The organism is Acetobacter sp. DmW_043 (genome assembly GCF_002153485.1).
In the GTDB taxonomy this organism is placed as follows: domain Bacteria; phylum Pseudomonadota; class Alphaproteobacteria; order Acetobacterales; family Acetobacteraceae; genus Acetobacter; species Acetobacter thailandicus.
In genome coordinates this window covers 1-23,743 of record NZ_JOMN01000032.1, presented here as the reverse complement: position 1 = coordinate 23,743, position 23,743 = coordinate 1, and the positions used below count along the sequence as shown (strand labels likewise).

At 48.8% G+C, this 23,743-nt stretch carries 19 protein-coding genes; 10 read left to right on the top strand and 9 right to left on the bottom strand.

Annotated features, from left to right (window positions below):
- Positions 1-37: 37 nt before the first annotated feature.
- Positions 38-355, bottom strand: coding sequence for a multidrug efflux SMR transporter (locus tag HK11_RS09445; protein ID WP_086555112.1), 318 nt, complete (start codon positions 353-355; stop codon positions 38-40).
- Between the two features lie 145 nt (positions 356-500).
- Here HK11_RS09445 and HK11_RS09440 point away from each other — a divergent pair, with 145 nt between their 5' ends.
- A complete protein-coding gene (locus HK11_RS09440) occupies positions 501-1,073 on the top strand; it encodes a hypothetical protein (RefSeq protein ID WP_086555101.1) in 573 nt (190 codons plus the stop codon).
- A 135-nt stretch (positions 1,074-1,208) separates the two neighbouring features.
- Here the strand turns inward: HK11_RS09440 and HK11_RS09435 are convergent, their stop codons facing one another.
- Positions 1,209-2,705, bottom strand: a complete 1,497-nt coding sequence (locus tag HK11_RS09435) for a peptide MFS transporter (protein ID WP_086555111.1) — start codon at positions 2,703-2,705, stop codon at positions 1,209-1,211.
- A 231-nt stretch (positions 2,706-2,936) separates the two neighbouring features.
- Between HK11_RS09435 and HK11_RS09430 the strand changes: the two genes are divergently transcribed.
- Both HK11_RS09430 and HK11_RS09425 read left to right on the top strand, forming a co-directional pair.
- A complete protein-coding gene (locus HK11_RS09430; RefSeq protein WP_086555100.1) occupies positions 2,937-4,157 on the top strand; it encodes an NADP-dependent isocitrate dehydrogenase in 1,221 nt (406 codons plus the stop codon).
- A gap of 159 nt (positions 4,158-4,316) precedes the next feature.
- Complete coding sequence (locus HK11_RS09425; RefSeq protein WP_086555110.1) at positions 4,317-5,339, top strand: NAD(P)/FAD-dependent oxidoreductase; 1,023 nt, start codon at positions 4,317-4,319, stop codon at positions 5,337-5,339.
- A gap of 115 nt (positions 5,340-5,454) precedes the next feature.
- On the opposite strand, the gene HK11_RS09420 is transcribed toward HK11_RS09425, so the two are convergent.
- Positions 5,455-5,742 (bottom strand): hypothetical protein, encoded by a 288-nt coding sequence (locus tag HK11_RS09420; RefSeq protein WP_086555099.1) that lies wholly within the window; start codon positions 5,740-5,742, stop codon positions 5,455-5,457.
- Positions 5,743-6,046: 304 nt separating this feature from the next.
- Complete coding sequence (gene typA, locus HK11_RS09415; protein WP_086555098.1) at positions 6,047-7,870, bottom strand: translational GTPase TypA; 1,824 nt, start codon at positions 7,868-7,870, stop codon at positions 6,047-6,049.
- A gap of 346 nt (positions 7,871-8,216) precedes the next feature.
- On the opposite strand from typA, the gene HK11_RS09410 reads away from it, so the two are divergent.
- The 4 genes from HK11_RS09410 to HK11_RS09395 are packed head-to-tail and all read left to right on the top strand — an operon-like array spanning position 8,217 to position 10,981.
- The gene (locus HK11_RS09410) at positions 8,217-8,483 is read left to right on the top strand and encodes a FeoA family protein (RefSeq protein WP_086555097.1); all 267 of its coding nucleotides are present in this window, start codon (positions 8,217-8,219) and stop codon (positions 8,481-8,483) included.
- Positions 8,480-10,318: a ferrous iron transport protein B gene (gene feoB, locus HK11_RS09405; RefSeq protein WP_086555096.1), complete on the top strand. Its 1,839-nt coding sequence runs from the start codon at positions 8,480-8,482 to the stop codon at positions 10,316-10,318. The genes HK11_RS09410 and feoB overlap by 4 nt, the downstream gene beginning before the upstream one ends.
- Positions 10,319-10,333: 15 nt before the next feature.
- Complete coding sequence (locus HK11_RS09400) at positions 10,334-10,570, top strand: DUF6587 family protein (RefSeq protein ID WP_086555095.1); 237 nt, start codon at positions 10,334-10,336, stop codon at positions 10,568-10,570.
- 3 nt (positions 10,571-10,573) lie between these two features.
- On the top strand, positions 10,574-10,981 hold the full coding sequence (locus tag HK11_RS09395) for a DUF6476 family protein (protein WP_233133412.1): 408 nt from the start codon (positions 10,574-10,576) through the stop codon (positions 10,979-10,981).
- Positions 10,982-11,000: 19 nt separating this feature from the next.
- On the opposite strand, the gene HK11_RS09390 is transcribed toward HK11_RS09395, so the two are convergent.
- Complete coding sequence (locus HK11_RS09390; RefSeq protein ID WP_086555094.1) at positions 11,001-11,429, bottom strand: hypothetical protein; 429 nt, start codon at positions 11,427-11,429, stop codon at positions 11,001-11,003.
- Between the two features lie 256 nt (positions 11,430-11,685).
- On the opposite strand from HK11_RS09390, the gene HK11_RS09385 reads away from it, so the two are divergent.
- From HK11_RS09385 to lexA, 3 genes are all read left to right on the top strand, one after another.
- Entirely contained in the window at positions 11,686-12,861 is a 1,176-nt protein-coding gene (locus tag HK11_RS09385; protein ID WP_086555093.1) for a serine hydrolase, read from the top strand.
- 138 nt (positions 12,862-12,999) lie between these two features.
- Complete coding sequence (locus HK11_RS09380) at positions 13,000-15,213, top strand: TonB-dependent siderophore receptor (protein WP_086555092.1); 2,214 nt, start codon at positions 13,000-13,002, stop codon at positions 15,211-15,213.
- 99 nt (positions 15,214-15,312) lie between these two features.
- Positions 15,313-15,981 carry a transcriptional repressor LexA gene (gene lexA, locus HK11_RS09375; protein WP_086555091.1) on the top strand — a complete coding sequence of 223 codons (669 nt, stop codon included), beginning with the start codon at positions 15,313-15,315 and terminating at the stop codon, positions 15,979-15,981.
- Positions 15,982-16,021: 40 nt separating this feature from the next.
- Here lexA and HK11_RS09370 read toward each other — a convergent pair whose 3' ends face one another.
- From HK11_RS09370 to HK11_RS09355, 4 genes are all read right to left on the bottom strand, one after another.
- Positions 16,022-16,771 (bottom strand): ABC transporter permease, encoded by a 750-nt coding sequence (locus HK11_RS09370; protein WP_158092810.1) that lies wholly within the window; start codon positions 16,769-16,771, stop codon positions 16,022-16,024.
- Positions 16,772-16,833: 62 nt separating this feature from the next.
- A complete protein-coding gene (locus HK11_RS09365; protein ID WP_086555089.1) occupies positions 16,834-17,658 on the bottom strand; it encodes an ABC transporter ATP-binding protein in 825 nt (274 codons plus the stop codon).
- Positions 17,655-18,980, bottom strand: coding sequence for a glycosyltransferase (locus HK11_RS09360; protein ID WP_086555088.1), 1,326 nt, complete (start codon positions 18,978-18,980; stop codon positions 17,655-17,657). Before HK11_RS09360 ends, HK11_RS09365 begins: the two co-directional genes overlap by 4 nt.
- Entirely contained in the window at positions 18,980-22,999 is a 4,020-nt protein-coding gene (locus HK11_RS09355; RefSeq protein ID WP_143216382.1) for a non-ribosomal peptide synthetase, read from the bottom strand. Before HK11_RS09355 ends, HK11_RS09360 begins: the two co-directional genes overlap by 1 nt.
- Positions 23,000-23,743 lie beyond the last annotated feature (744 nt).

The window sequence follows — 23,743 nt, the reverse complement described above, 5'->3', positions numbered from 1 at the left end:
CAGAAGGGGATACAAAATTATTAAGCAGCCTGATGTATTAATTGCCGCATAATTTAAGCCCGATAACACACAGCACAATACCACTGATGAACACCAGCCGCATGGCTGAAACAGGCTCATGAAAAACGATCATACCGAACACAACAGTGCCTGCAGCCCCCAGGGCTGTCCAGACAGCATATGCTGTACCCATAGGGATACTACGCGTTGCCAGCTGTATAAGGCTGATGCTGGTCACCATGCACACTAACAGCCCGGCAAACCAGCCAATATCGCTCAGACTTTTTGTAAAACGTAAACAGGTTGTAAACCCTATTTCGAGAATACCGCTTACGATTAAATAAAACCAGTCCAACAAAAAATTCCTTTTTTTCATATCGTTAAAAATAAAATATCTTTTCTTATTATCGCGGCATAAAAAAACAACTTCTCTTTCTCAAATATATTAAATATTTTATAATATATTTGTTATTTCTATAAAATTTAAAGAAGGATTTTTAATGATAGAAATTTCAAAACATAAAATTGTCCTATTATTCTTTTTTACTCTGCTTACAGGACATACAACATCTTATGCACAAAATATTAGTGAAGAAGATAAACTAACACAAAAAATTATCGAATTTTACAACTACACCGGAAATGATGATGTTTATTATTTAAATGATTTATTTAAAATTAAATTAAAACGAGAAATTTCAGAGAATAGCAATACATACACTGACAGGTATGTTTATATTAATAAAGTTTACTCTATTAAGCTTGCCCATATTTCTGTCGCCGTCAAACGCCTGTCAGACAATAATAATATTTACTTTGATATCGCTGCTCTGTCTGCGCAGTGCTGGAACTTTCGTTCATTTGCAAATGCAATGACTGAACCTCCTTCTGAAACAAACAGTGTTATGAATGATCCTGACTATGCCATATATCAGCGCCAGCTCTCACAGCAGCATGTTGTCTGGGTCAGCCCGGTAAGTGGCAATAAGCTCTCGCTCGATTATATAAATGACCCCATGAAATACGGTGGTCGTGACTGTATCAGAGCAATTACGATTGCAAGAGAACACTGATGTTCTTCTGCAGCAGGTGCACACTCTGAATATCGCAGGCCAGGGGCAGTGACCGGCCAGCCCCATATTTCTGAGGCAGGCCGGTCACACCACTTTAAACATCGGCCCGGACTGACCGCATAAAGCCGGGCTCTCTCAGGCTTCTGACTGCTCCTGCGCAGCACGATGCTGTGCATCCCACTTACGTGTAAAGGGAAGGCAAATAACAAACAATAATGTGCAGATTACAGCTGTAAAAAACAATATACGAAATAAACCTGCATAAGCATGCAACGTCGTGACCAGATCTGTGGCAGCAACGCCCTCGCCAATGGCAGCATAGTTTGCCATGATACTTCCCAGATACATAGCAACACCGTTTGACACACAATAGCTGCCCATCATAAATGCGCCAACATTTGCAGGAACATACCGGGCAACCACAGCAAGCCCCAGCGCACTGATCAGCAGTTCACCCACTGACAAAGCCCCGTAAGCCCAGAACATAACCCATGGCGATACCAGCGTTGTACTTGTTGCCGCACTCCACCACCAGATCAGAAAAGCCAGAGCAACAAGAGCAAAACCGGCTATAAATTTTTCAGCAATAGGAAAATTCCAGCCACGTTTTTCTATCGTGCCGTAAACCCATGACAGAACAGGACTGGCTGCCATAATCCACAAAGGATTCAGCGCCTGAAACTGCCCCGCAGACATAGAAAACAGCGTATGCCCGAACAGGGTAAACTGTGAGCTGACATCACGCAGCGCAAACAATGTAAGAGAAGTGACCATCTGCTGATAAAAAATGAAATACAGCATCGTCTGTACGATCAGCAGATAAGCAAGCCTTAAGCCGGGCCTGAAAGCCTCCTCCGCTTTAGCGTAAAGATAAATCCAGATACCAAGGGTCACAATAGCGGCCAGCCAGACGCAGCCTCTGCCCAGTGAGGGAGAGCCAAGCACTGCCAGCAGAACAGCGCCTGCAACCACCATAGCGCCAATCACTGCACCCATACGACCCCATGCTACGGGCTCAAAGTCAGGGGCCGAACCAATATGCTGCAACCGGCTACGAAACAGCAGATAGCTCAGCACGCCAAAGGCCAGACCAGCAGAGCAAACAAAGAAAGGAGGTCCCCAGCCAAAACGCTGCTGCAGCCAGGGTGTCAGCAAAAGGGAGAAGGTAGAACCGACATTGATGCTCATGTAATAAATTGTAAAAGCAACGTCGATCTTTGCATCATCGCCTTCGTAAATGCGGCGTACAAGGTTAGCGGCATTTGCTTTAAACAGGCCATTACCCAGCGCAATCACTGATAATGCTGCGAAAAGTGCCATCTGACCGCCAAAGTCAAAACCCAGCAGGGCATAACCCAGCGTCAGCACAATACCCCCCATAAGCATGGTGCGACGAGAGCCCAGCACGGCATCACCAAGCCAGCCACCGACAGCCGGAGCTGCGTAAGTGATAGCTGCAAATGTGCCCCACAGCAGGTTGGCCTGTTTGTCGCCAAAACCCAGCCTCTGGACCATATAAAGCAGCAGGATCCCCTGCATGCCATAAAAACCAAACCGCTCCCATAACTCTATGGCAAGCACGACAGAGAAAGACTGCGCCCGGGCAGGTGCGCGAGGTAAAGATGCTGTCATAAGGCTCCGACCATATTGTAATCTCTTTTCCAGAACAGATATACCTGCGCTGTGCAGGTTTGTTGCTGACAGGCTTTTACACGAAGTGATTTTAAATCGCACCTGTAACAAAGCCAGAGATATCATATCTCGTCAGAAACAAGTCCGTACCAGAACGCTTACCCCACAGCCCGGCGGTTAACCGGCACTGTGTCGTATTCTCACATTTTTTTCGGAACTGGTGTTATTTCAATGGCAAAGATCAAGGTAAAAAATCCCATCGTAGAAATGGACGGCGATGAAATGACCCGCATTATCTGGCATTTTATTCGCGAAAAACTGATTCTCCCCTATCTTGATGTCGATCTGAAATACTACGACCTGGGAATCGAACACCGTGATGCAACCGATGACCAGGTAACAGTCGACGCAGCTGAAGCCACAAAACGCTACGGCGTCGCAGTAAAATGCGCGACCATTACACCTGATGAAGCCCGCGTTGAAGAATTTGGCCTCAAACGTATGTACCGTTCACCCAACGGCACTATCCGTAACATTCTTGATGGTACAATCTTCCGTGAGCCAATCGTCTGCTCAAACGTCCCTCGTCTTGTACCACACTGGACAAAACCAATTGTCATCGGCCGTCATGCTTATGGTGATATTTACCGCGCAGCAGAAACCAAAATCCCGGGGCCTGGCAAAGTTACCCTGAACTACGTTCCTGCTGACGGTGGTGAAAGCATCACCCTCGATGTGCATGATTTTAAAGGTCCAGGCGTAACCCTTGGCATGCACAACACCCGTGCATCAATCGAAGGCTTTGCCCGCGCCTCTCTCTCCTACGGCAGAGACCGTAACCTGCCCGTTTACCTCTCTACCAAAAATACCATCCTCAAAGCCTATGATGGTATGTTTAAGGATGTTTTCCAGGAGGTTTATGAGCGCGAATTCAGGGCAGATTTTGAAAAAGCCGGCCTGACTTATGAACACCGCCTGATTGACGACATGGTGGCCTGTGCCCTGAAATGGAACGGCGGCTATGTATGGGCCTGTAAAAACTATGACGGTGACGTAGAAAGCGACATCGTAGCACAGGGATTTGGCAGCCTGGGCCTTATGACCTCTGTTCTGCTCAGCCCGACAGGTGATGTTGTTGAAGCCGAAGCTGCACATGGCACGGTGACCCGTCACTACCGTGAGCACCAGAAAGGCAAGGCAACCAGCACCAACCCGATTGCCTCTATCTTTGCATGGACACGGGGACTGGCTTACCGCGGTCGCTTTGATAATACCCCCGATGTTGTACATTTTGCCGGCACACTTGAGAAAGTCTGCATCGACACCGTCGAATCAGGTAAAATGACTAAAGATCTCGCGATGCTTGTCGGCAAAGATACCCCATGGCTCGACACACAGTCATTCCTTGATGCGCTGGATGCCGGTCTGAAAAAAGAATTCGCTAAATCCTGATCATCTGATCTCTGCGAAAAATATTATGAAAGGGGAGCCTTCTCACAGGGGCTCCCTTTTTTTGTGAAAACCGCTAATGTGCCTGCCCGCACAGCACTCGTCCATTTTATGGGCCTGCCTCATTCAGTCAGTCATACCTCAGAAAGGTTTTTTAACATCATGGCCGACACGCCCGTTGAAACAGATGTTGTCATTATTGGTGCAGGTCCGGCCGGACTCTTCGCCGCATTTCAGTGCGCTATGCTACGCCTGAACTGTCTGCTCATTGATGTTCTGCCAGAAGTTGGTGGTCAGTGTATCGCCCTTTACCCTGAAAAGCCCATCTATGACATTCCGGCCTGCCCGGCGATTGAAGCCTCTCAACTGATCGCTCAGCTGGAAAAGCAAATTGCACCCTTTAATATTCCGCGCCTGCTTAAGCATCGCGTTGATGACGTTTCTGGCAACCGGGGCGACTTTTCTGTCAAAACTGACAAAGGTACAACCGTTAAAGCAAAAGCCATTATTATTGCTGCCGGAGCCGGTGCATTTGGCCCGAACCGCCCACCGCTTGAAGGTCTGGAGCACTTTGAAGAAACTGGCTCGGTGCAATATTATGTCCGCCGAAAAGCTGACTTTGCAAACCGTAATATTGTGATTGCAGGAGGCGGGGATTCCGCACTCGACTGGGCACTCGCACTCAAAGATAATGCAAAAAAGCTGTATCTTGTACATCGTCGCGACCGTTTTCGTGGTGCGCCTGAAAGTTTACGACTGCTTGATGGTGCTGTGGCTGCCGGACAGATTGAAAAAATCACCCCATATCAGCTCCACGCCCTTCATGGAGAAAACGGTAAACTCAGTACCGTTGAAGTCATTGATCTGGATGGCACAACCCGCAAACTGGAGGCTGATACTCTCCTGCCCTTCTTTGGCCTGGCCACCGACCTGGGGCCCATAGCCACATGGGATATTCAAACAGCACGCTCTGTTATTCCGGTCCGTCCCTCTGACTGCGAAACATCACGCGCAGGTATTTTTGCCATTGGCGACATTGCGAGTTACCCAGGAAAGCTAAAACTTATTTTGCAAAGCTTTAGTGAAGCAGCCATGGCAACACATGCAATTCACCCGATTGTACACCCTGACCAGGCTTTACACTTTGAGCATTCGACAACACGCGGCGTACCGACAACCGCCTGAATATTAAAAAAGAGCCAGATACATAAAAAAACAGAACCTCGGAGTTACCTCCGGGTTCTGTTTCAGTCTCAGAGCTCAGGGGGGGAGTTATACTCCCTCCTGAAAAGAGACTTGCTTACTGAGCAGCTGCTGTTGAATCAGCGGCTGCTTTTGGCTTGTGATGACCATGATGGCCGTGTTTTTTACCATCATGCTGATGCTGGCCGTGATGAGCACCTTTCTTAGCAACGTCACCACTTTTAGAAGCGGAATCTGAAGGAGGAGCTGGTGGCACATCACCTTTAGCAGGAACTTCAGAAGAAGAAGAAGGTGGTGCAGGAGGAGCTTCCTGAGCGAAAGAAGGGGCAGCAGCACCCATCAGAGCAACGACAGAAGCGGCTGAAAGAAAATGACGAAACTTCATCGAAAAATTTCTCCTTAAATAAGTCAGGTTCCTCACGGTCACGATTTTATCGATATATCGCTGACACGTTCATACACAAACCCGACTAACATCCTGTTTATAACACGATCGCAAGACATCGTCTTGATATAAATTTTATAAATAAACGCGATTTGCCAGTATTTAAACTTATACTGATTATATTGCTGACATAATTCTGTTGTCAGGCATTACGAAACAACCTGCCATACCCCAATACCCGTTTTTGCACATAAAAAAAGCCAGCCTGCTATGCACAGGCTGGCCCTCTTCTAACGAAAATGCCTCAGGCGTTATCGCCCTTACGTTCACGTTTTTTACGCTCATTCGGGTCAAGATAACGCTTACGCAGACGAACAGCTGAAGGTGTAACCTCAACCAGCTCATCATCTTCAATGTAAGCAATAGCCTGCTCAAGCGACATACGACGTGGCGGAACCAGCAGAAGTGCATCGTCTTTACCGGCTGCACGAATGTTGGTCAGCTTCTTTTCACGAACCGGATTTACTTCCAGGTCATTTTCACGTGAATGCTCACCAATGATCATACCAACGTAAACTTTTTCACCGGCATCAACAAACAGCGTGCCACGGTCCTGCAGTGAGAACAGAGAGTACTGTGTGGTTGCACCATCTTCAGCTGAAATCAGCGAACCGTTACGACGGCCTTCAATCGTGCCTGCATATGGCTGATAGCCATGGAAGAGACGGTTCATGATACCCGTACCGCGTGTATCGGTCAGGAACTCACCATGATAACCAATCAGACCACGTGAAGGGATAATAAAGGTCAGACGAACTTTATCACCACCTGACGGGCGCATATCCTGCATCTGGCCTTTACGCAGAGACATCTTCTCTACGACAACACCTGAATAAGGCTCGTCCACGTCGATCATAACTTCTTCGTATGGCTCTTCGCGCTCACCTGTCTCCTCGTTAGTGCGATACAGCACGCGGGGACGACCGATTGTCAGCTCAAAGCCTTCACGACGCATGGTTTCAATCAGAACACCAAGCTGAAGCTCGCCACGGCCTGCGACTTCAAAAGCTTCGCTTTCGGGGCTTTCTGTCACGCGGATCGCAACGTTACCTTCTGTTTCCTTAAACAGACGGTCACGAATCTGACGTGATGTCACTTTCTTGCCTTCACGACCACCCAGAGGGCCATCATTGAGGCGGAATGTCATAGACAGGGTTGGCGGATCAACCGGGATAGATTCCAGAGGCTCAGCCACTTCAGGTGCTGCGATTGTGTCAGGAATAGTCGCTTCTGACAGACCCGCAACAGCAACGATATCGCCGGCTTCAACTTCATCAACCGCAACGCGATCAAGCCCACGGAAAGACAGCAGTTTCGTCAGACGGCCTGTTTCAACCACAGAACCATCGCGACGGAGCACCTTAACGGGCATATTAACTTTAGCACGTCCCTGCTCAACACGACCGGTCAGTACGCGACCAAGGAAGTTGTCATTTTCAAGAATAGTCGCCGTCATAGCGAACGGCTTTTCTTTATCCAGTGCAGGTGATGGCACATGACGCAGAATCAGGTCGAACATCGGGCTGAGGTCTTTACGTGCCCCGTCGAGTTCTTCATCTGCCCAGCCCTGACGGCCTGAAGCGTACAGCATCGGGAAGTCAAGCTGCTCTTCATTTGCATCGAGTGAAGCAAACAGATCAAAAATTTCGTTATGAACTTCGTCCGGACGGGCATCGCCACGGTCAATTTTGTTCACAACAACAATTGGTTTCAGACCACGTGCCAGTGCTTTACCAACCACAAATTTTGTCTGTGGCAGTGCACCTTCAGCAGAATCGACCAGCACAATTGCACCGTCAACCATGCTCAGAATACGCTCAACTTCACCGCCAAAGTCAGCATGTCCGGGTGTATCAATAATGTTGATACGGGTATCATTCCATACAACAGATGTACATTTAGCCAGAATGGTGATGCCACGCTCGCGTTCCAGGTCATTGCTGTCCATCGCGCGTTCAGCAACCTGCTGATGCTCATGGAAGGAGCCGGACTGCTTAAGCAATTCATCAACGAGTGTAGTTTTGCCATGATCAACGTGAGCAATGATGGCGATATTGCGGATATCCATGAAGAGTGCCTGATTTTCCCTGCGGGTTCTTCCGCCCCCCATTCGCTAAAAAAGGAGGCAGTTAAGACGTCACATAAATAAAGTTCTGGCTTGTCATTAAACGTCAGCGGGCAGAATTGCACGTAAAATCATTATGAAAACGACACACTGCTCTTATTTTTACCTGTCAGAGAACGGTTTTCTGCCCCTCCGGCCCGTTTATGGCTCATATATCCTGCCTGCAATGGACAGATCACCGGCATGAGAGTATTTTACAGATGAGGATCATTCGCAACACGGACATGACAGGCATCCGGTTCAGAGGACCCTCCCTACCCGCCACCCCTCAGGACAGGACCAGTCAGCCGTGCGCCTCAGTAAGCTTCCGCTTTATGAAACAGCAGTCATCGACCGTGTTACCCCTCTGACATCATCAGACACGATTGCCCGGCGCCTGAGTGAGCTGGGTTTTGTACCAGGTGAACCGGTCAGGGTCGTAGCTCTGGGCCCGCTGGGAGGAGACCCCATGGCGGTAGAAATAGGCTTTACGCGCTTTGCACTGAGACATTCTGAGGCAGAACGCATCATATTACGCACACCTGCCCCGCTGCCTGACCAGAAGCATTCTGCATGACCTCCGACAAGCCTTTACAGGTTGCTCTGGTTGGCAACCCGAACTGTGGAAAAACAGCTCTTTTTAACCAGCTGACTGGCAGCCGCCAGAAGGTGGCCAATTATGCGGGTGTTACCGTAGAACGAAAAATGGGGAAACTCGTCACCCCGGCTGGCCGCAAAGTTAAAATTCTTGACCTGCCTGGCACTTACAGCCTGTCTGCTGCCAGCCCTGATGAAATGGTCACCCGTGATGTCTGTCGCGGTGTTTACCGGGGTGAGCCTGCCCCTGACCTGCTGATCAGTGTTGTAGCAGCCACCAACCTGCGCCTGCATCTGCGTTTTATGCTCGAGCTCCGGCAACTCGGGCGCCCGATGATTGTCGTGCTCAACATGATTGATGCGGCAGGTAAACAGGGCCTGCATATCGACCTGAAGCGACTGGAAAAAGAACTCGGACTACCAGTTGTCACTGCCGTCGGCATTAAACGTGGCGGTGCAGATAATGTGCTCAGAGCACTTGATTCCCCTCCGGTCGCTCCACCTCCTCCACTGCCAGATGACACAGATCTGCATGAGGAAATCAGACGCATTATGGCGCTCTGCGTCAGCGTTCATGAAGACCGCAAACAGCAGCTTGAAGAAAAACTCGACCGCTGGGTGCTGCACCCCGTCTGGGGCATGTGTATTTTATTCGTGCTGCTCTTTATCATGTTCCAGGCAGTTTTCTCCTGGGCCCAGCCGGTTATGGATCTGCTCGACAGCATCATGAAACAAGTGGCTGACCTGACACGTGCAGTGCTGCCTGCTGGCCAGATCAGTAACCTGCTGACAGATGGCATCATTGCCGGTGCCGGCACAGTCATCGTCTTTTTGCCGCAGATTCTTATTTTATTTTTATGGATTCTGGCCCTCGAGGAATCGGGGTATCTGCCAAGAGCAGCCTTCATGCTTGATAAAATAATGGCTGCAGCCGGGCTGAGTGGCCGCTCTTTCATTCCTCTTCTTTCCAGCTTTGCCTGTGCTGTACCCGGCATTATGGCTACCCGTACGATTCAGAGCCCGCGTGACCGGATGGTGACAATTCTGATCGCCCCGCTCATGACATGCTCTGCCCGGCTGCCTGTTTACACACTTCTTATCAGCGCTTTTGTTCCCTCACGGCATATTCTCAAAATCTTTAATCTCCAGGGGCTGGTGCTCTTTCTTTTATATGGTGCCGGAATACTGAGCGCACTGCTTGTCTCGCGGCTTTTTAAACGTAGCGGCGCAAACGAACCACCTTTACTGATGGAACTGCCCAACTACCGACTGCCAGGTCTGCAAAGCCTTGCCATTGAGCTCTGGCAGCGCGCTCGTATATTCCTCTCACGCGTCGGCAGTATTATCGTCACACTCAGTGTCATCATGTGGGCACTTTCGAGCTTCCCTGCGCCACCGCCAGGGGGCACGCTGCCTGCTATTGATTATAGTCTGGCTGGTCGAATCGGCCATTTTCTGCTCCCTCTGTTTGCCCCTCTTGGCTTTAACTGGCAGATCTGTGTGGCCCTCATCCCGGGTCTGGCAGCACGTGAAGTCGCAATCAGTGCTCTTGCCACGGTTTATTCGGTCGGCTCGTCAGAAGCTGATGCTGCGGCTCAGCTTGCACCTTTACTCTCTTCTCAGTGGAGCGTTGCAACTGCTTTGTCTTTACTGGCATGGTATGTTTACGCCCCGCAGTGTTTTTCAACCCTGGCCGTTATTAAACGCGAAACCCGGTCATGGCGCATGGTCTGCATCACTGCAGGTTATCTCTTTGGCATGGCCTATGCGGCATCTCTGCTCACCTATCACATAACCCGGTTCTTTAGTGGTTAAAGCAGGAGGCGAAACATGATTCAGATTCTCATCGTCAGCATTCTTGTTCTATTCTGTGCCGGTTACTGGCTGCAAAGGCTGGCTCCCTCTTTAATGAAACCTTTCTGGCGGGGGCTGGCTCTTACTCTCAGCAGCCTGCACGTGCTGCCAGGCCTGCGCGGCAAAGCTGAGAAACTGGCCTCACCCGGCATTACCCGCGCCGGATGTGGCGGCTGCAAAGGCTGTGATTCCAAAGGTGGAGGTTGCCATTAACCTGTGTTTCTGAGCAAGGTGCTGCCTGAAACAGGCACTATCAGAACACAGGACCACCCCGTGACAGAAACAGACAACATTCCCCGCACACCTAAAGCGCTGACCGCCGCCGTCATTATTATGGGTGTACTTATCATTGTTGGTACTGTCACACTGGTGGGACTGATCATTCATCGCATCGGCCATCACAGCAACGCACAATCTGCTCTGCCTGCGCATGTACCATTACAGGACGCTGTCACAACCCAGACCGAACTTCCGCCAGGAACAACACTGACTGGCATGACCCGTGTGCAGGACGACCTGCTGGCTTTGCAGGTAAATGAAAACGGTGAGCAGAAAATTCTTCTGTGGCAGGTCAGTACCCGCCGCCTGCTGCCTGGCCTGACTATACCGGCAGCAAAACACTAAAAACTAACCTGATTATTAATCAGGTGACATCATCCTGAAACTGAGAAAAATACTGGTGGTCTACCTCTCTCTGATGACGACGAAGCTGCTCAAACTCTGAAACACCACGCCAGAAGGCAAAAGGCTGCTGCCGGCTCATCAGCACTTCGAGTGTTTCGCCACGTTTTTCTGCTATCTCTTCAAAAAGGGCATATGCATCCTCGATGACGTATCGCATGGACGCACCTCCATAATACACCAGAGGGTGATGCTCCAGCTGGCGGCAACGAAACAGGAAAAGCTCAAGCGCTTTTCCTGCCTCTTTTCTCAGCTCTGAAAGTTTATCAGCTTCAAAACTGATCCGGCCTGACAGCCCTATAAACTCACCAGACATCATAAATGTTTTCGTATTCAGCGTTACAACAGCCGGCACGCCTCTGACGATCATAATATCACGTATTACTTCCACCTGACCTGAACCTTACACCAACGCCCTGCCGGTCTTGTCAGCTCAGAGCCTGACGAAAAGCTCTGTCTGGTCATTCGGCTCACTATGTCTTCGGGAATATCAGAATTTAAGATATTTTATGACAAAAAATTTAATTTTCTGATCAGTATTTTTCTCTCGCTGAAAAGCAGAAATTGATAAATCTCTTTTACACTCGGCTGTTCCATTATTTTTTCAAACCCTTAGCGTTGCAGGCCGGTTAAGGAGCTCAGATAACATGACACAGTCTTTTTCTTATACAGGCCGACGACGCTTCCTGACACAGGCCCTGGCCGGAACGATGACTCTGGGGCTGCCGTCATACGTTTTTGCTCAGGCACCAGCTGACTTTAATGGTAACACGCTTGACAGGCTATTTCTGAATGCCGTCAGCGAACACGAGATACCAGGTGCTGTGGCTGCAATTGGCAGCAAAGGGAAAACAATATGGCGGGGTGTCTTTGGCCACCAGGCCCTGATACCCCACCCCGAATCCATGACCTGGCATACGCTCTTTGATATGGCCTCTCTTACGAAGCCTCTTATCACGGCTCCCTCAGTCATGCAGCTGTATGAACAAGGCAAAATAAAACTCGACACGCCTGCCTGCCACTATCTGCCTGATTTTGCCGCTCAGGGAAAAGAGCATATTACGATACGCCATCTGCTGACACATTACTCAGGCCTGCAACCCGACCTTGACCTGGGGACACCATGGTCAGGCAAAGAAATTGCTGCACAGCTGGCCTGTAACGCCGTACCACAGAGCAAAGCCGGCAAAAAATTCGTCTATAGCGATATTAATTATGTTGTTCTCGGACTGATTGTGGAGGCCCTCTCAGGGCTGCCGCTCGATATCTATGCCACACGTCATATTCTGCAGCCTCTTGGTCTTAAACGGTCATTCTTCAGGCCTGATCCTGCATTATATGATGATATTGCTCCCACTCAGTTCGATGAAAACGGCACTATGCTGCGCGGAGTCGTTCACGATCCTACAGCAAGAAGAATGGGCGGTGTGGCAGGCCATGCCGGCCTTTTCTCATGCGCTGATGACATCATCACATACGCAAAAGCACTTCTGGCACGCCGCGCTGGACAGCCGTCGCTTTTTCCGCTCTCACAGAAAACTGTTATCATGATGTCTACCCCGCAGCAGCCACATAAAAAAACAGATCTGCGCGGCCTGGGGTGGGATATTAACACCCATTATTCAACACCACGTGGCGCTGTTTTTCCGCTGACCTCATTTGGTCATACCGGTTTTACCGGCACATCGCTCTGGCTGGTGCCTGAAACGCAGATTTTTGTAATGATTTTAACGAACCGTGTGCATCCTGACGGAAAAGGCAAGATCATTCCGCTTCGCCATGATGTCGCGACGGAAGCTGCCATAGCACTCCGCCAGAATTAAGGCTTACCGGTTATCTCGCTGATATTCAGAGGGATAATTTTCTGACTGAGTATATTCCTTCATATATAGACAAATCACATAAGTTACGGCAGAAGAACGTTTATTCCGTGTTATTCCTTCTGAAATCTGATTGTCCTGATGAAATACTCTCTCTCCGCTCTGCTCCTTCTCTCAACCACTGTTATCGGCGAAGGTGCTACGGCTTTTGCACAAACAAACCTGCAGACAACGACACATTCAGGAGCAGGGAAAGCGCAGCCAGCAGGAAAAAGAGAAGCCATTACTGTCACAGGGCATACAGCAGCAGGCGCTCTGGCAAACTATAACAAACCCGATGCAACACTCGGACCGCTAGGCACACGCCGCACACTTGATACGCCAATGTCGATTATGACAGTGCCTCACGATGTCATTGTTAATCAGCAGGCCCGCAATATTAACGACCTGATGTCTTATATGCCCTCAGTACAGCTTGAAATTCGCGGCGACCCAAATACCAGCCGCCCCCAGTCTCGCGGGTTTGAAGCTGATGTTGTTTCAAACACCCGCATGGACGGACTAAACATTGTATCGACCACCCCCTATGCGGCTGAGCAGTTTGATAACCTTCAGGTGCTTAACGGCCTGGCCGGTGCATTATATGGCACACAAAACCCCGCAGGTACCTTTGAATACAGTCTGAAACGCCCCACTGATAACCGCTTTAACCGCCTGACTGTCGGTGTAGATTCGATCGGCACTGTTATGGAGCATGCAGACCTGTCAGGCCGGCTTGGCCGCAATAAATGGTTTGGCTACCGTATCAACCTGCTGCACGGCAATGGCACAAGCTATGTTCAGGACAGCTGGGTACGCCGTAACCTTGTCAGTGCTGACTTTGACTTTCGCCTGGATAGTAAAACAACGATTGAAGTTGATGCCAGCCACTATACATATGATGAGCGCGGCACACCAGGCGGCTTTGCTTTTGGTGACACAATTGATCTGCCCAAAGCCCCTGATATGGGAAAAGCCGGCCTGGGTCAGAAATATGCCGGCTTCAACATGGAAACCAATACATTTCTGGCCAAAATCAAACATCGCTTTAACGACAACTGGAGCATGACACTGGGCGGCCTGTATCAGGATGCTATCCGCCAGGTTTTTGCTACGGCCAACACGCTGACCGATAACAGTGGCGATTATACACAAAGTATCGCAGCAGCGACCACGGCTAATGACTTCAGAGTAGGCAGTAACCTGGCTTATATTAACGGGCGGGTTTTTACCGGCCCGGTCAGACATGATCTGGTGATTGGTACCAACGGTTATATGATGGGTAACTATAACCCCACAACAGGTGAAAAATTTACGCTTGGGAGCTCAAACCTCTATAATCCGCAAAAACTGCCTGGCCAGCAGCCCTACTATCACGGTCGCTACCGCTCGGCTTACGTTATGAACCAGTCGTTTATTGTGGGAGATACAATACGTCTGGACAGACACTGGTCAATTATGGGCACATTATCATGGAGCTGGATACGCACTGACAGCTGGAGCAACCCGCTGGCAGCTTCTTACAAACACTCTATTTACAAACGCTCTGCTGCATTCAGTCCTATGACCAGTCTGATTTACAAACTGACCGATAATCAGACAGCCTACTTTACCTATGGCCGTTCGGTGCAGCCTGGCACAGTCGCCCCCGCGGGTGCAGCCAATGTGAACGAATATACCAGCCCGCTGCGTAGTGAAGAATATGAAGTGGGCTACAAAATCATGTTCAGAAAACTCCAGATCAACGTCGCCGGCTTTCGTATGACCCGCCCGTTTGGCTATACTGATCCCACAACGCACATCTTTAACACCTATGGCAACCAGCGTAATTATGGTGTTGAAGCACAAATTGCCGGTTATATTCTGCCCAACCTCTCTGTTCTGGCCGGCATGACCTGGCTTGATGCTCAGATGGGTAACACTGGCAACGTCGCCACCAGCCATAAAGAAGTTGTTGGTGCTCCTCCTGTACAGGCTAACGTTTTACTGGATTATCGCCTGCCTGCTTCAACGGGTGATATTGCTTCACGCCTGGCTTTCAATGCCTCGGTGCATTACACCGGCCGCCGCGCGGCAAACCTGACCAACTCCACCTATGCAGCCTCATACGTTACACTTGACCTTGGCACCCGCTTTGCCTTCAGAGCCGCACGACACCCGTGGATGGCCCGCTTTGGTGTCTCAAACGTGGCAAATGAACGCTACTGGGCATCTGTTTACCCGACCTCAATCAACGGAGCGAGTGCTACAGCCAATAACAGTGCCTATGCCGGCCTGCCGCGTACGTTTCATTTCACTCTTGAGGCTGACTTCTGAACCTTATGCAACCACGATCAAATCTTGACCTGAAAAAAGAACCTATATAGAACAAAAAACATTATCCCTCTGAGATTCTGCCGAAAAGGTGCCTGAGTTATGCTAACACGCAAACAATATGCCCTTTTGCAGTTTATTGACTCATACCTCAAAAAAACCGGCTTTTCACCCTCGTTCGATGAGATGAAAACCGCCATGGGGTTACGTTCTAAATCAGGGATACATCGCCTTATTTCAGGTCTGGAAGAACGCGGTTTTCTGAAGCGACACCACCACCGTGCCCGTGCACTGGAAGTGCTGCAACGACCTGAGATGCTGGCTAACGAAGCCGAAGAGCCATTACCGCACAACGTTGTCAGAGGGAAATTTTCATCCCCTCAGGCGCCTTCCTGCAAAGTTCCCCTCTACGGGCGGATTGCCGCCGGCCTGCCTATTATGGCCATGCCCGAAACACTTTCTTACATCGACATCCCTTCTGACCTGACAGGTTCAGGTGAGTATTATGCGCTGGAAGTTGCCGGGGATTCCATGATTAATGACGGGATACTGGACGGCGATACCGTTGTGATAAGACGCACTGAACACGCAGAAAGTGGTCAGATTATCGTTGCTCTGATTGACGAGAATGAGGTCACACTCAAACGTCTGCGTCGTAAAGGCAAAACGATTGCACTTGAAGCGGCTAACCCCAGCTATGAAACGCGTATTATACCAGCGGAAAGACTGAGAATTCAGGGAACGCTGGCTGGTCTGATACGCCGGTACTGATACGGGTTACTGTACCGAAAACAGGCTCTGCTGCCGGCCTTTAATCAGGCCGAACACGTGAAAACGCAAATGTTGCAGCAAAAGCCGCGACAATATTGACTACAATTAAAATAAACACCGACATAAGCGGATCATAATAATACTGACCGCCCAGTGCACCCCGCATCCCATCAATACCATAGGATAACGGGTTAAGAGAGGTCAGTGTTACCACCAGCAGCTTTTGCCCCTCCAGAGGGAACACCGCCCCGGACAAATAAAATAAGGGGGTTGCAACAAAATTTACAATCTGCCCAAAACTCTGTGTGTCTTTAAGAACAGAACCCAGAATACTGCCAATAAACGAAAAGAAAATCGCAATCAGCACCGCAAAGCCAAAGGCTATCAAAACACCTCCGGCAGGCACTTTATGTAAGCCGGCAACAGAGCAAACCACCCCAACCAGAACTGCCTGAATCAGCGCAACAGTTGTCACGCCCAGCGCACGCCCGAACAAAATACATGTGCGCGAAGCCGGAGCAACCATCGTCTCTTTAATAAAACCAAACTGCCGGTCCCATAGCAGATCATTGCCAGCAAATACTGTATTAAACAAAATGCACGAACCCAGCACACCCGGTACCAGAAAGGCAAAATAATCCCCCCGGCCGGCCTGCTGGTAAATAGGAGAAAAACCAAGCCCCAGCGCTACCAGGAACAGGAATGGCTGAGCAAGAGCTGAAAAAACACGTCCAGGTGCGCGCAAATACGCCATTACCTGACGTCTCCACAGACAATAAATCAGATCCATGGCTGTTCTCCACCACTGCATTGCAGTGCCGTAAATATATCCTGTAAAACTATACTGTTCATTTAATTATCCGCTTCAGGCAAAGCATCTTCTATTTCTGTTTTGCCTGCAAAAAATACAGATTCGCGCTCTGATAACTGACCGGTCAGAGATAAAAATGCATCTTCAAGCGTCTGACCTTTTGCGTGACTGATCACATCAGAGACAGAACCGGCTGCTATAATTTTACCCTGATTAATCACAGCCACTGTATCTGCAAAACGCTCTACCTCATCGAGGTAATGTGTTGTCAGAAAAACTGTCAGATTTTGTGTTTTTTTAAGAAAATGAAGATGGTCCCACAATAATCTCCGACTTTGCGGATCAAGCCCCAGTGTTGGCTCATCAAGAAAAATAAGCACCGGCTGATGCAGCAAAGCACGAGCCAGTTCAACCCGTCGTTTAAGCCCGCCTGAAAGTTTTTCGACAATAACACGCTGATGGGACGTAATGTTAAACAGCTCAAGAACTTCAGCTATTCTTCTTTTACGCTCACTGCGCGGTATTTGATAAAAAGAGCAGTGCATCCATAAATTTTCATACACTGTGGCAGTCTGATCAAGCGTACAATCCTGAAACACAACACCGAAGCGCCGTCTGACTTCATAAGCCTGACGTGCAACATCCATCCCGTCTATTTTAATCACCCCTTTATCAGGCGGCAATAATGTTGTGAGCATTTTAATAGTCGTGGTTTTGCCTGCGCCATTTGGCCCAAGGAAAGCAAAAACCTCCCCAGCTTTCACACTAAAACTGATATCGTTAACAGCACGCTTCTTGCCGTATTCTTTAACGACATTCTGCACACTGATCATGTCTGATGCCTGAAATGCCGCAGTCTCTTTCATAAGCCGGCGGGCTCCGCCTGTTTTTTTTCTTTTGTCTTAACCGGGGGTTCCCTGAACATACCCCATTTATCCAGCGTATCAATTGCTGCCTGAATACCATCCTCTGAGCAAATTTCTTCCCCCAGAATTTTAGCAGCTTTAAGGAAACGTGGCCCCTGCGCCATATGAATAGCATCGGCAAGCTGCTCAGATGTCAGAGTTTTCCGGTCAAGCATAACAGGATTAATCCCTATTTCGTGCATACGCCACCTCCAGAAAAACTGATCTGCTACGAATGGCAACAAAATTTGTGGAATACCGGCACGAGCCGCTGCCGCCACAGTGCCTGCACCACCGTGATGCACGGCGAGTGAAACCCGAGGGAAAAGCCAGTCATGCGGCACACTGTCTACGAAAAAGATCCTCTCATCAGCAGAGACTAACTGGTTTTTAGCTAAAGCTCCCCAGCCTGTAGCCACAACGGCTCTGCGCCCGGATTTACGTATTGCGTCAAGTATTTTACGTGTAAATTCTTCAGGACGGCCGGTTCTCATACTGCCAAAACCAACATAAATTGGCTTATCGTTGCCGCTCTCAAGAAAAGCAACGAGATCTGCAGGCGCTATCCATGCATCTGCCTGGTCGTAAAACCAGTTACCAGTCACTGCTATTCGGTCAGAACGCCAGTCAGAAGGCTGAGGCAGCAGATACCTGCTGTAGGCATACAAAATATATCTGTTGCCTGAATCCCCATATTCTGAAGACCATGGCCCCATCCATGAAAACTGCTCCAGCCCCAGCTCCTTACGAATGATAGAAGCCGGGTTAGCCAGAACACGCCACACGATCAGCCTTACAAGATGCCCCAGCAAAAAATTAACAATTCCGGGCATACGTTTTTTCGGTGAAGGCCACAGGGGGGGAATCTCTTTGCTCGGCGTCAGTGGCATAAACTGCGTCTGAACAAAAGGGATACCACGTTTCTCTGACAAAGAGGCACCAAGCACAGTGCCAGAGCCAGAGCCAATAATCAGATCTGCACCTTCTGTCGCTTCCCAGCCCTGCTGTGCCCACAAAGGCATCCAGGTTGTCATAACCTGAGATACCTTTTTACCAATCGTGAAGGGATGCCCTTCATCAAGTGCAGCATGCTCTTTAGCCATCAGCTCAGCAAAGTCAGACCGCAGGGGGGCATGCGTAAGGCCTGAAGTTTCAATCAGCTCCTTATGATTGTCAGATGTCGCAATAACGATGTCATGGCCTTTTTCCTTAAGCCTGCGCCCCAGCGCTACGAAAGGACGCGCATCACCCTGAGTTCCAATTGTAATGATAACAATTTTCATTATTTTACCTCATGAGCACAGCGTGAATCAGACGGGCTTAATGGAAAACCATATGGCAACCCCCCGCCCTCATCTCTGCTATTCTTTAGATAATCATTTAAAATAAAAGAAATTTTTTCAATATTTCCGGTTTTAAGCATATCCTGATGTCGCGCTGCCTGCTCGCAGACCATTACCCGCCCGGATGTATAATTTTTCCACTGCTCAGGGTTGTCGAACCTTACGCCCTCAGAGGCATCTCCTCCCTTTACCGCGGCACGAATAAACAGAATATCTGTATCAGATTTACATGGTATATATTTCTGCAACATCGCCATATTACGCAATGTAACCTGGAGAAATACCTCAGCCAGATTTCTCTGATCTTTCTGACCATAGACTGCGCTTTGAGGAATCTGAGAAATATCAATCCCTTCAAGAAAGAGAGCTGCAACCTCTTCAGCAGTTTTTGGTTCAGGCCTGTCAGGATCTGTCCTGATATCAAGAAACTGTAGTGCCAGACGGACATTTTCTTCAGAGGCAAGAGTAATATTACGGTGTGATTCTTCAAAAGGATAAGAATCAAGCATAGCAAGCATCTGAATCTGCTCGCCTCTTGCTCTCAGCTGTGCACTCAGCCCATGAGCGATTACACCTCCCATCGACCAGCCTACAAAGCAATACGGTCCGTGCGGATGAATTTTTAAAATTTCATCGAGGTAAATATCTATCAGTTCTTCAACTGTTTCGGGGCTGTTCTCATTAAGCAATAACCCGGCATCCTGCAGGGCATAAACCGGATGTTCAGACGGTAAGAGTGCCACAAGCTCTTTAAAACTCCAGCTTATACCCAGAACCGGATGAATACAGAAAACCGGAGCCCCCTCACCTTGCGGACGTAAAGGCAGCACAACAGAAAGCGGGTCAGCGGCCTCACCTTTACCAGCAAGGAACGGAGCCAGAGCAACAACCGTCGCTTCGGTAAAAATTTGCCCGACAGGCAGTTCGTATCCCAGCTCAGACAGTCTTGCGACCATCTGCAACACCATAAGGCTATCCCCACCCATACTGAAGAAGCTGGTATGAATATCAACTTCTGTAACATGAAGAAGCTCTGCCCATATACCTGCCAGTATTTTCTCTTCATGCGTGCGGGGCAAAACTTTTTCGGAAAAAACTTCTTCTTTCGGTGTCAGAGCCTTCAACATACGCCGGTCAAGCTTACCGGCACTTGTCCGTGGTAAATGATCAACATACACAATGCGCCCGGGGACCATCTGCGCAGGCAGTTTTTCACTTATCTGCCGACGTATCACAACCGAATCATGCTGATCTGCCACCAGACAGGCAACCAGCACTGTCGTCATATCATCAGCTGATTTTTCAGCCAGAACAGCCGCCTGCCTGACGCCAGGCAATTGCATAAGAACACTTTCGACCTCTCCGGTCTCAATACGCATGCCTCTGATCTTTACCTGATCATCAGCGCGCCCTGACAGCCAGACCAGACCATCGGCTGTACGGACGGCTCTGTCACCTGTGCGATATGCCCGCTCGCCTGAAGGAGCGACAATGAAACGCTCCTGCGTCAGGTCAGGGCGGTTCAGATACCCTGTTGCCACCCCTGCACCAGCAATGAGCAATTCGCCGGTTACACCGTCAGGCAGCACGTTACCGTCGCGGTTCACTATAAACAGGCTGGTATTGGCCAGAGGCCGCCCCACTGGCGGGTTAGCACAGCTCTCAGCTGTTAACCTGTATGCCGTTGACCAGATCGTTGTCTCTGTCGGACCATAAACATTGAACACAGCGCGGCTATTAGCAAACAGTTCAGATGCAAGCCCGGGAGAAAGAGCCTCCCCCCCAGTTAACAACGTCAGGCCACGTAAAGCTGAAGTAAGGCCACTACCGGTAAATGTTTTATATAATGTTGGTGTAGCCTGAAGAAATGTCACACCACAAAGATGAATTTTTTGTACCATCATGTGCGGATTACGTACATCTGCATGTGTTACCACCACGACGCAACCACCAGCCACCACAGGCATCAGCAACTCAAGAACAGAAATATCAAACGTCAGCCCGGTTACTGCAAGCAGTCGGTCATTCTTTGTGAAATCAACTGTTTCTGTCATTGATAATAGTAAATTATACAGTGCAGAACATGACACAACCACTCCTTTAGGGCGGCCTGTCGTACCGGATGTAAAACTTACATAAGCTGTCTGTGGCGGCACGCTGAATGCCGCACCGGATAAATCTGTTATCGGTAACTCTTCTTTTTTATCCAAACTCAGAACCAGAACAGCGTAACCGTCAAACCATGATGTCAATGCATGGTCGCCAATAATCACCAGCGCCGGATTAGCCTCTTCAAGTATGACTGCGGCTCGCCCCCGGGGGCTTTCAGTATCAATTGCCACCCACGCACAACCGGCTTTAAGAATAGCCAGAAGAGCAATAACCATCCGCCTGTCACGAGGCAGTGCCACAGCAACCAGGTGACCGGGAGCAAGGCCCGCTGCCTTCAGACGTTTGGCAAGATGTTCAGCCTCCTCATACAAAAAACGTGAGGACACTGTCCCATCACAGTCAATAAGAGCAGACTCATGCCCTTTCCTGTCTAAAGACTGCATAAGGAGAGAGGCGGCATCATTGTCAGGCCACAGCCGCACCGCTGCTTCTTCCTCCGCGGCATGAAGCGCTTCTTCCTCCGCGGAAACAAGCGTAACAGAACTGATACACTGCCCAGGCCGCTCAAGAATCTTATTAACCATCAGGCGAATACGCTCCAGATGGGCATCAAGCTCTTCTGCAGTGTATAAAGCAGGGTTCGCATCAGCCTGAATGACCAGCCCTCTGCCATCCTGCCGGTCAAATACAAAAAAGGTCAGATCCTGCATTGAGCCATTACTGATATTGCGATTACGGGCCACACACTCACCAAAAGCAAGCCTGTAGTTAAATGGCTCAATATTAATACCCAGACGGGTTATATGCTGCCCGGTCTCAAGCAGACCAAGAGTACGACGAAGCTCCTCGTAGCGAAAAAGCTGATGCCTGAGCGCACGCATCATCACACTACGTGACTGCTGCACAAGGTCAGAGAAAGTAATACCTTCATCAAAATGGAAACGCAGTACGATCCCGTTTGCCACCATACCGGGTGTTTTACGCAATATGCGGTTAACACGCGCACTGACAGGCATGCCGACAACAAGATCATTCTGCTCTGTCACCAGAAAAATATAAGCCGCGAGCAACGCAGTCAGCGTCTGCGGTAAAGACCCGCCATACGCTTTACCAACTTCGGTAATACGCTCCACACTTTCGGCTGACAAAGAAATTTCGCGAGCCAGCTCGCCACCATTCTCGCCGGTAAGCGGCTTATGCGGACGAACAGACAAAGACACGGGCTCAGGCAGATCTGTCAGCTCACGCCGCCAGTATTCCTTATCCGCTTCATAGCGACGTGATTCGCCATAAATACGCTCCTGCTCTGACAAAACCTCTGGTGAATTATACTCTGATAACCCGGGATCGCGCCCCTCAGCACGGGCGGAATAAACCTGTGCCACACGTGCAGCAACCAGCCCGCCGGTAAACCCGTCGAGGACGATGTGATGGCCACAATGAAACCAGACATAACGCTGATGACCAAGCCTGATCAGAGCATTTTTCCATAAAGACTGGGTTGTAATATCAGTCGGTTTACGGGTTTCTTTCTGCATCCAGTCCCAGGCAGAAGTATCAGGATCCGGATAATTACTCATATCAATAAGAGGAAAAGTGACGTCGTCACTGATAAAAGTAAGATATAAATTTTCGCTGTCAGAGAAAATACGCGACCGTAAAATCGCTATTTCATGTCGCACTTCATACAAAGAACGAAGAAACAATTCTTCATCAATATCTCCGTCAAGATAAAGCGCCTCTGCAATATTAAATGATGAACCAGGAGGCGCAATGTACTGGGCCATCCATAGCCCGCGCTGCGCCGTCGTAAGAGGAAGTAAATCCGGTAACTCTTTTCTGCTCATAACGCCCTCTGAAGACCACACCAGCGCCCCGAAATCCACATAACTAAAACCACGTTTATTTCTTCTTTTTCATAAATAACTTTATATTAACCATGACAGCTATAATCTTATTGAGTATCAACACATCATTAAGACTTTTATCATTGAATCACATCAAAAATAGAAAAAAACTTTATTATAAGAGATAATTTTTATATTTATAAAATAAAAAAGCCTTTTCATTTTTCTATAACAAACAGAACATTCAAAAAATTTTGCCTCTGAGATTCGGTTTTTCAGATAACATAAAGTTAACAAAATTACAAATTTGAATCTTTATAATTATAAAGATTTATCATTTTACGTTAACCATTACGCTCTGAGTGCGACACCATAAAACGACACGACAGAGCCAGCTTAATAGCAGCCCGGGCTATATCGCGATTGCAGGTACATCCCACGCCGGAACGATATAAACTATCCGCGAACTAAGTTCTGAGATCTGCCTTATTGGCACCCCCGTTTCAGCCTCCTGATAATATTATGAATTACCTCAATACTTACTTTATCAAAATGGGCATATACTACTTATGGAAATAACAGAAACGCACAAATATGCAAATATTAATTTTTTATATAAGTATTAATTTTTTAAAAACCAGAAACTACGACAACTAATACTTTATTTAATTTAAAAACTCTAAAAGGGAGACGCTTATCTATGAGCGTAGTTCTGTAATGTCGTGCAGCATGACCTCGGCGTCC

What these genes read in the sequence shown, in the direction of transcription:
- HK11_RS09360 (WP_086555088.1), bottom strand. Translation starts at nt 18,980, where the DNA reads ATGAAAATTGTTATCATTACAATTGGAACTCAGGGTGATGCGCGTCCT.
- HK11_RS09385 (WP_086555093.1), top strand. Translation starts at nt 11,686, where the DNA reads ATGACACAGTCTTTTTCTTATACAGGCCGACGACGCTTCCTGACACAG.
- feoB (WP_086555096.1), top strand. Translation starts at nt 8,480, where the DNA reads ATGACCTCCGACAAGCCTTTACAGGTTGCTCTGGTTGGCAACCCGAAC.
- HK11_RS09400 (WP_086555095.1), top strand. Translation starts at nt 10,334, where the DNA reads ATGATTCAGATTCTCATCGTCAGCATTCTTGTTCTATTCTGTGCCGGT.
- typA (WP_086555098.1), bottom strand. Translation starts at nt 7,870, where the DNA reads ATGGATATCCGCAATATCGCCATCATTGCTCACGTTGATCATGGCAAA.
- HK11_RS09420 (WP_086555099.1), bottom strand. Translation starts at nt 5,742, where the DNA reads ATGAAGTTTCGTCATTTTCTTTCAGCCGCTTCTGTCGTTGCTCTGATG.
- HK11_RS09370 (WP_158092810.1), bottom strand. Translation starts at nt 16,771, where the DNA reads ATGGATCTGATTTATTGTCTGTGGAGACGTCAGGTAATGGCGTATTTG.
- HK11_RS09355 (WP_143216382.1), bottom strand. Translation starts at nt 22,999, where the DNA reads ATGAGCAGAAAAGAGTTACCGGATTTACTTCCTCTTACGACGGCGCAG.
- HK11_RS09380 (WP_086555092.1), top strand. Translation starts at nt 13,000, where the DNA reads ATGAAATACTCTCTCTCCGCTCTGCTCCTTCTCTCAACCACTGTTATC.
- HK11_RS09365 (WP_086555089.1), bottom strand. Translation starts at nt 17,658, where the DNA reads ATGAAAGAGACTGCGGCATTTCAGGCATCAGACATGATCAGTGTGCAG.
- HK11_RS09435 (WP_086555111.1), bottom strand. Translation starts at nt 2,705, where the DNA reads ATGACAGCATCTTTACCTCGCGCACCTGCCCGGGCGCAGTCTTTCTCT.
- HK11_RS09425 (WP_086555110.1), top strand. Translation starts at nt 4,317, where the DNA reads ATGGCCGACACGCCCGTTGAAACAGATGTTGTCATTATTGGTGCAGGT.
- HK11_RS09440 (WP_086555101.1), top strand. Translation starts at nt 501, where the DNA reads ATGATAGAAATTTCAAAACATAAAATTGTCCTATTATTCTTTTTTACT.
- HK11_RS09430 (WP_086555100.1), top strand. Translation starts at nt 2,937, where the DNA reads ATGGCAAAGATCAAGGTAAAAAATCCCATCGTAGAAATGGACGGCGAT.
- lexA (WP_086555091.1), top strand. Translation starts at nt 15,313, where the DNA reads ATGCTAACACGCAAACAATATGCCCTTTTGCAGTTTATTGACTCATAC.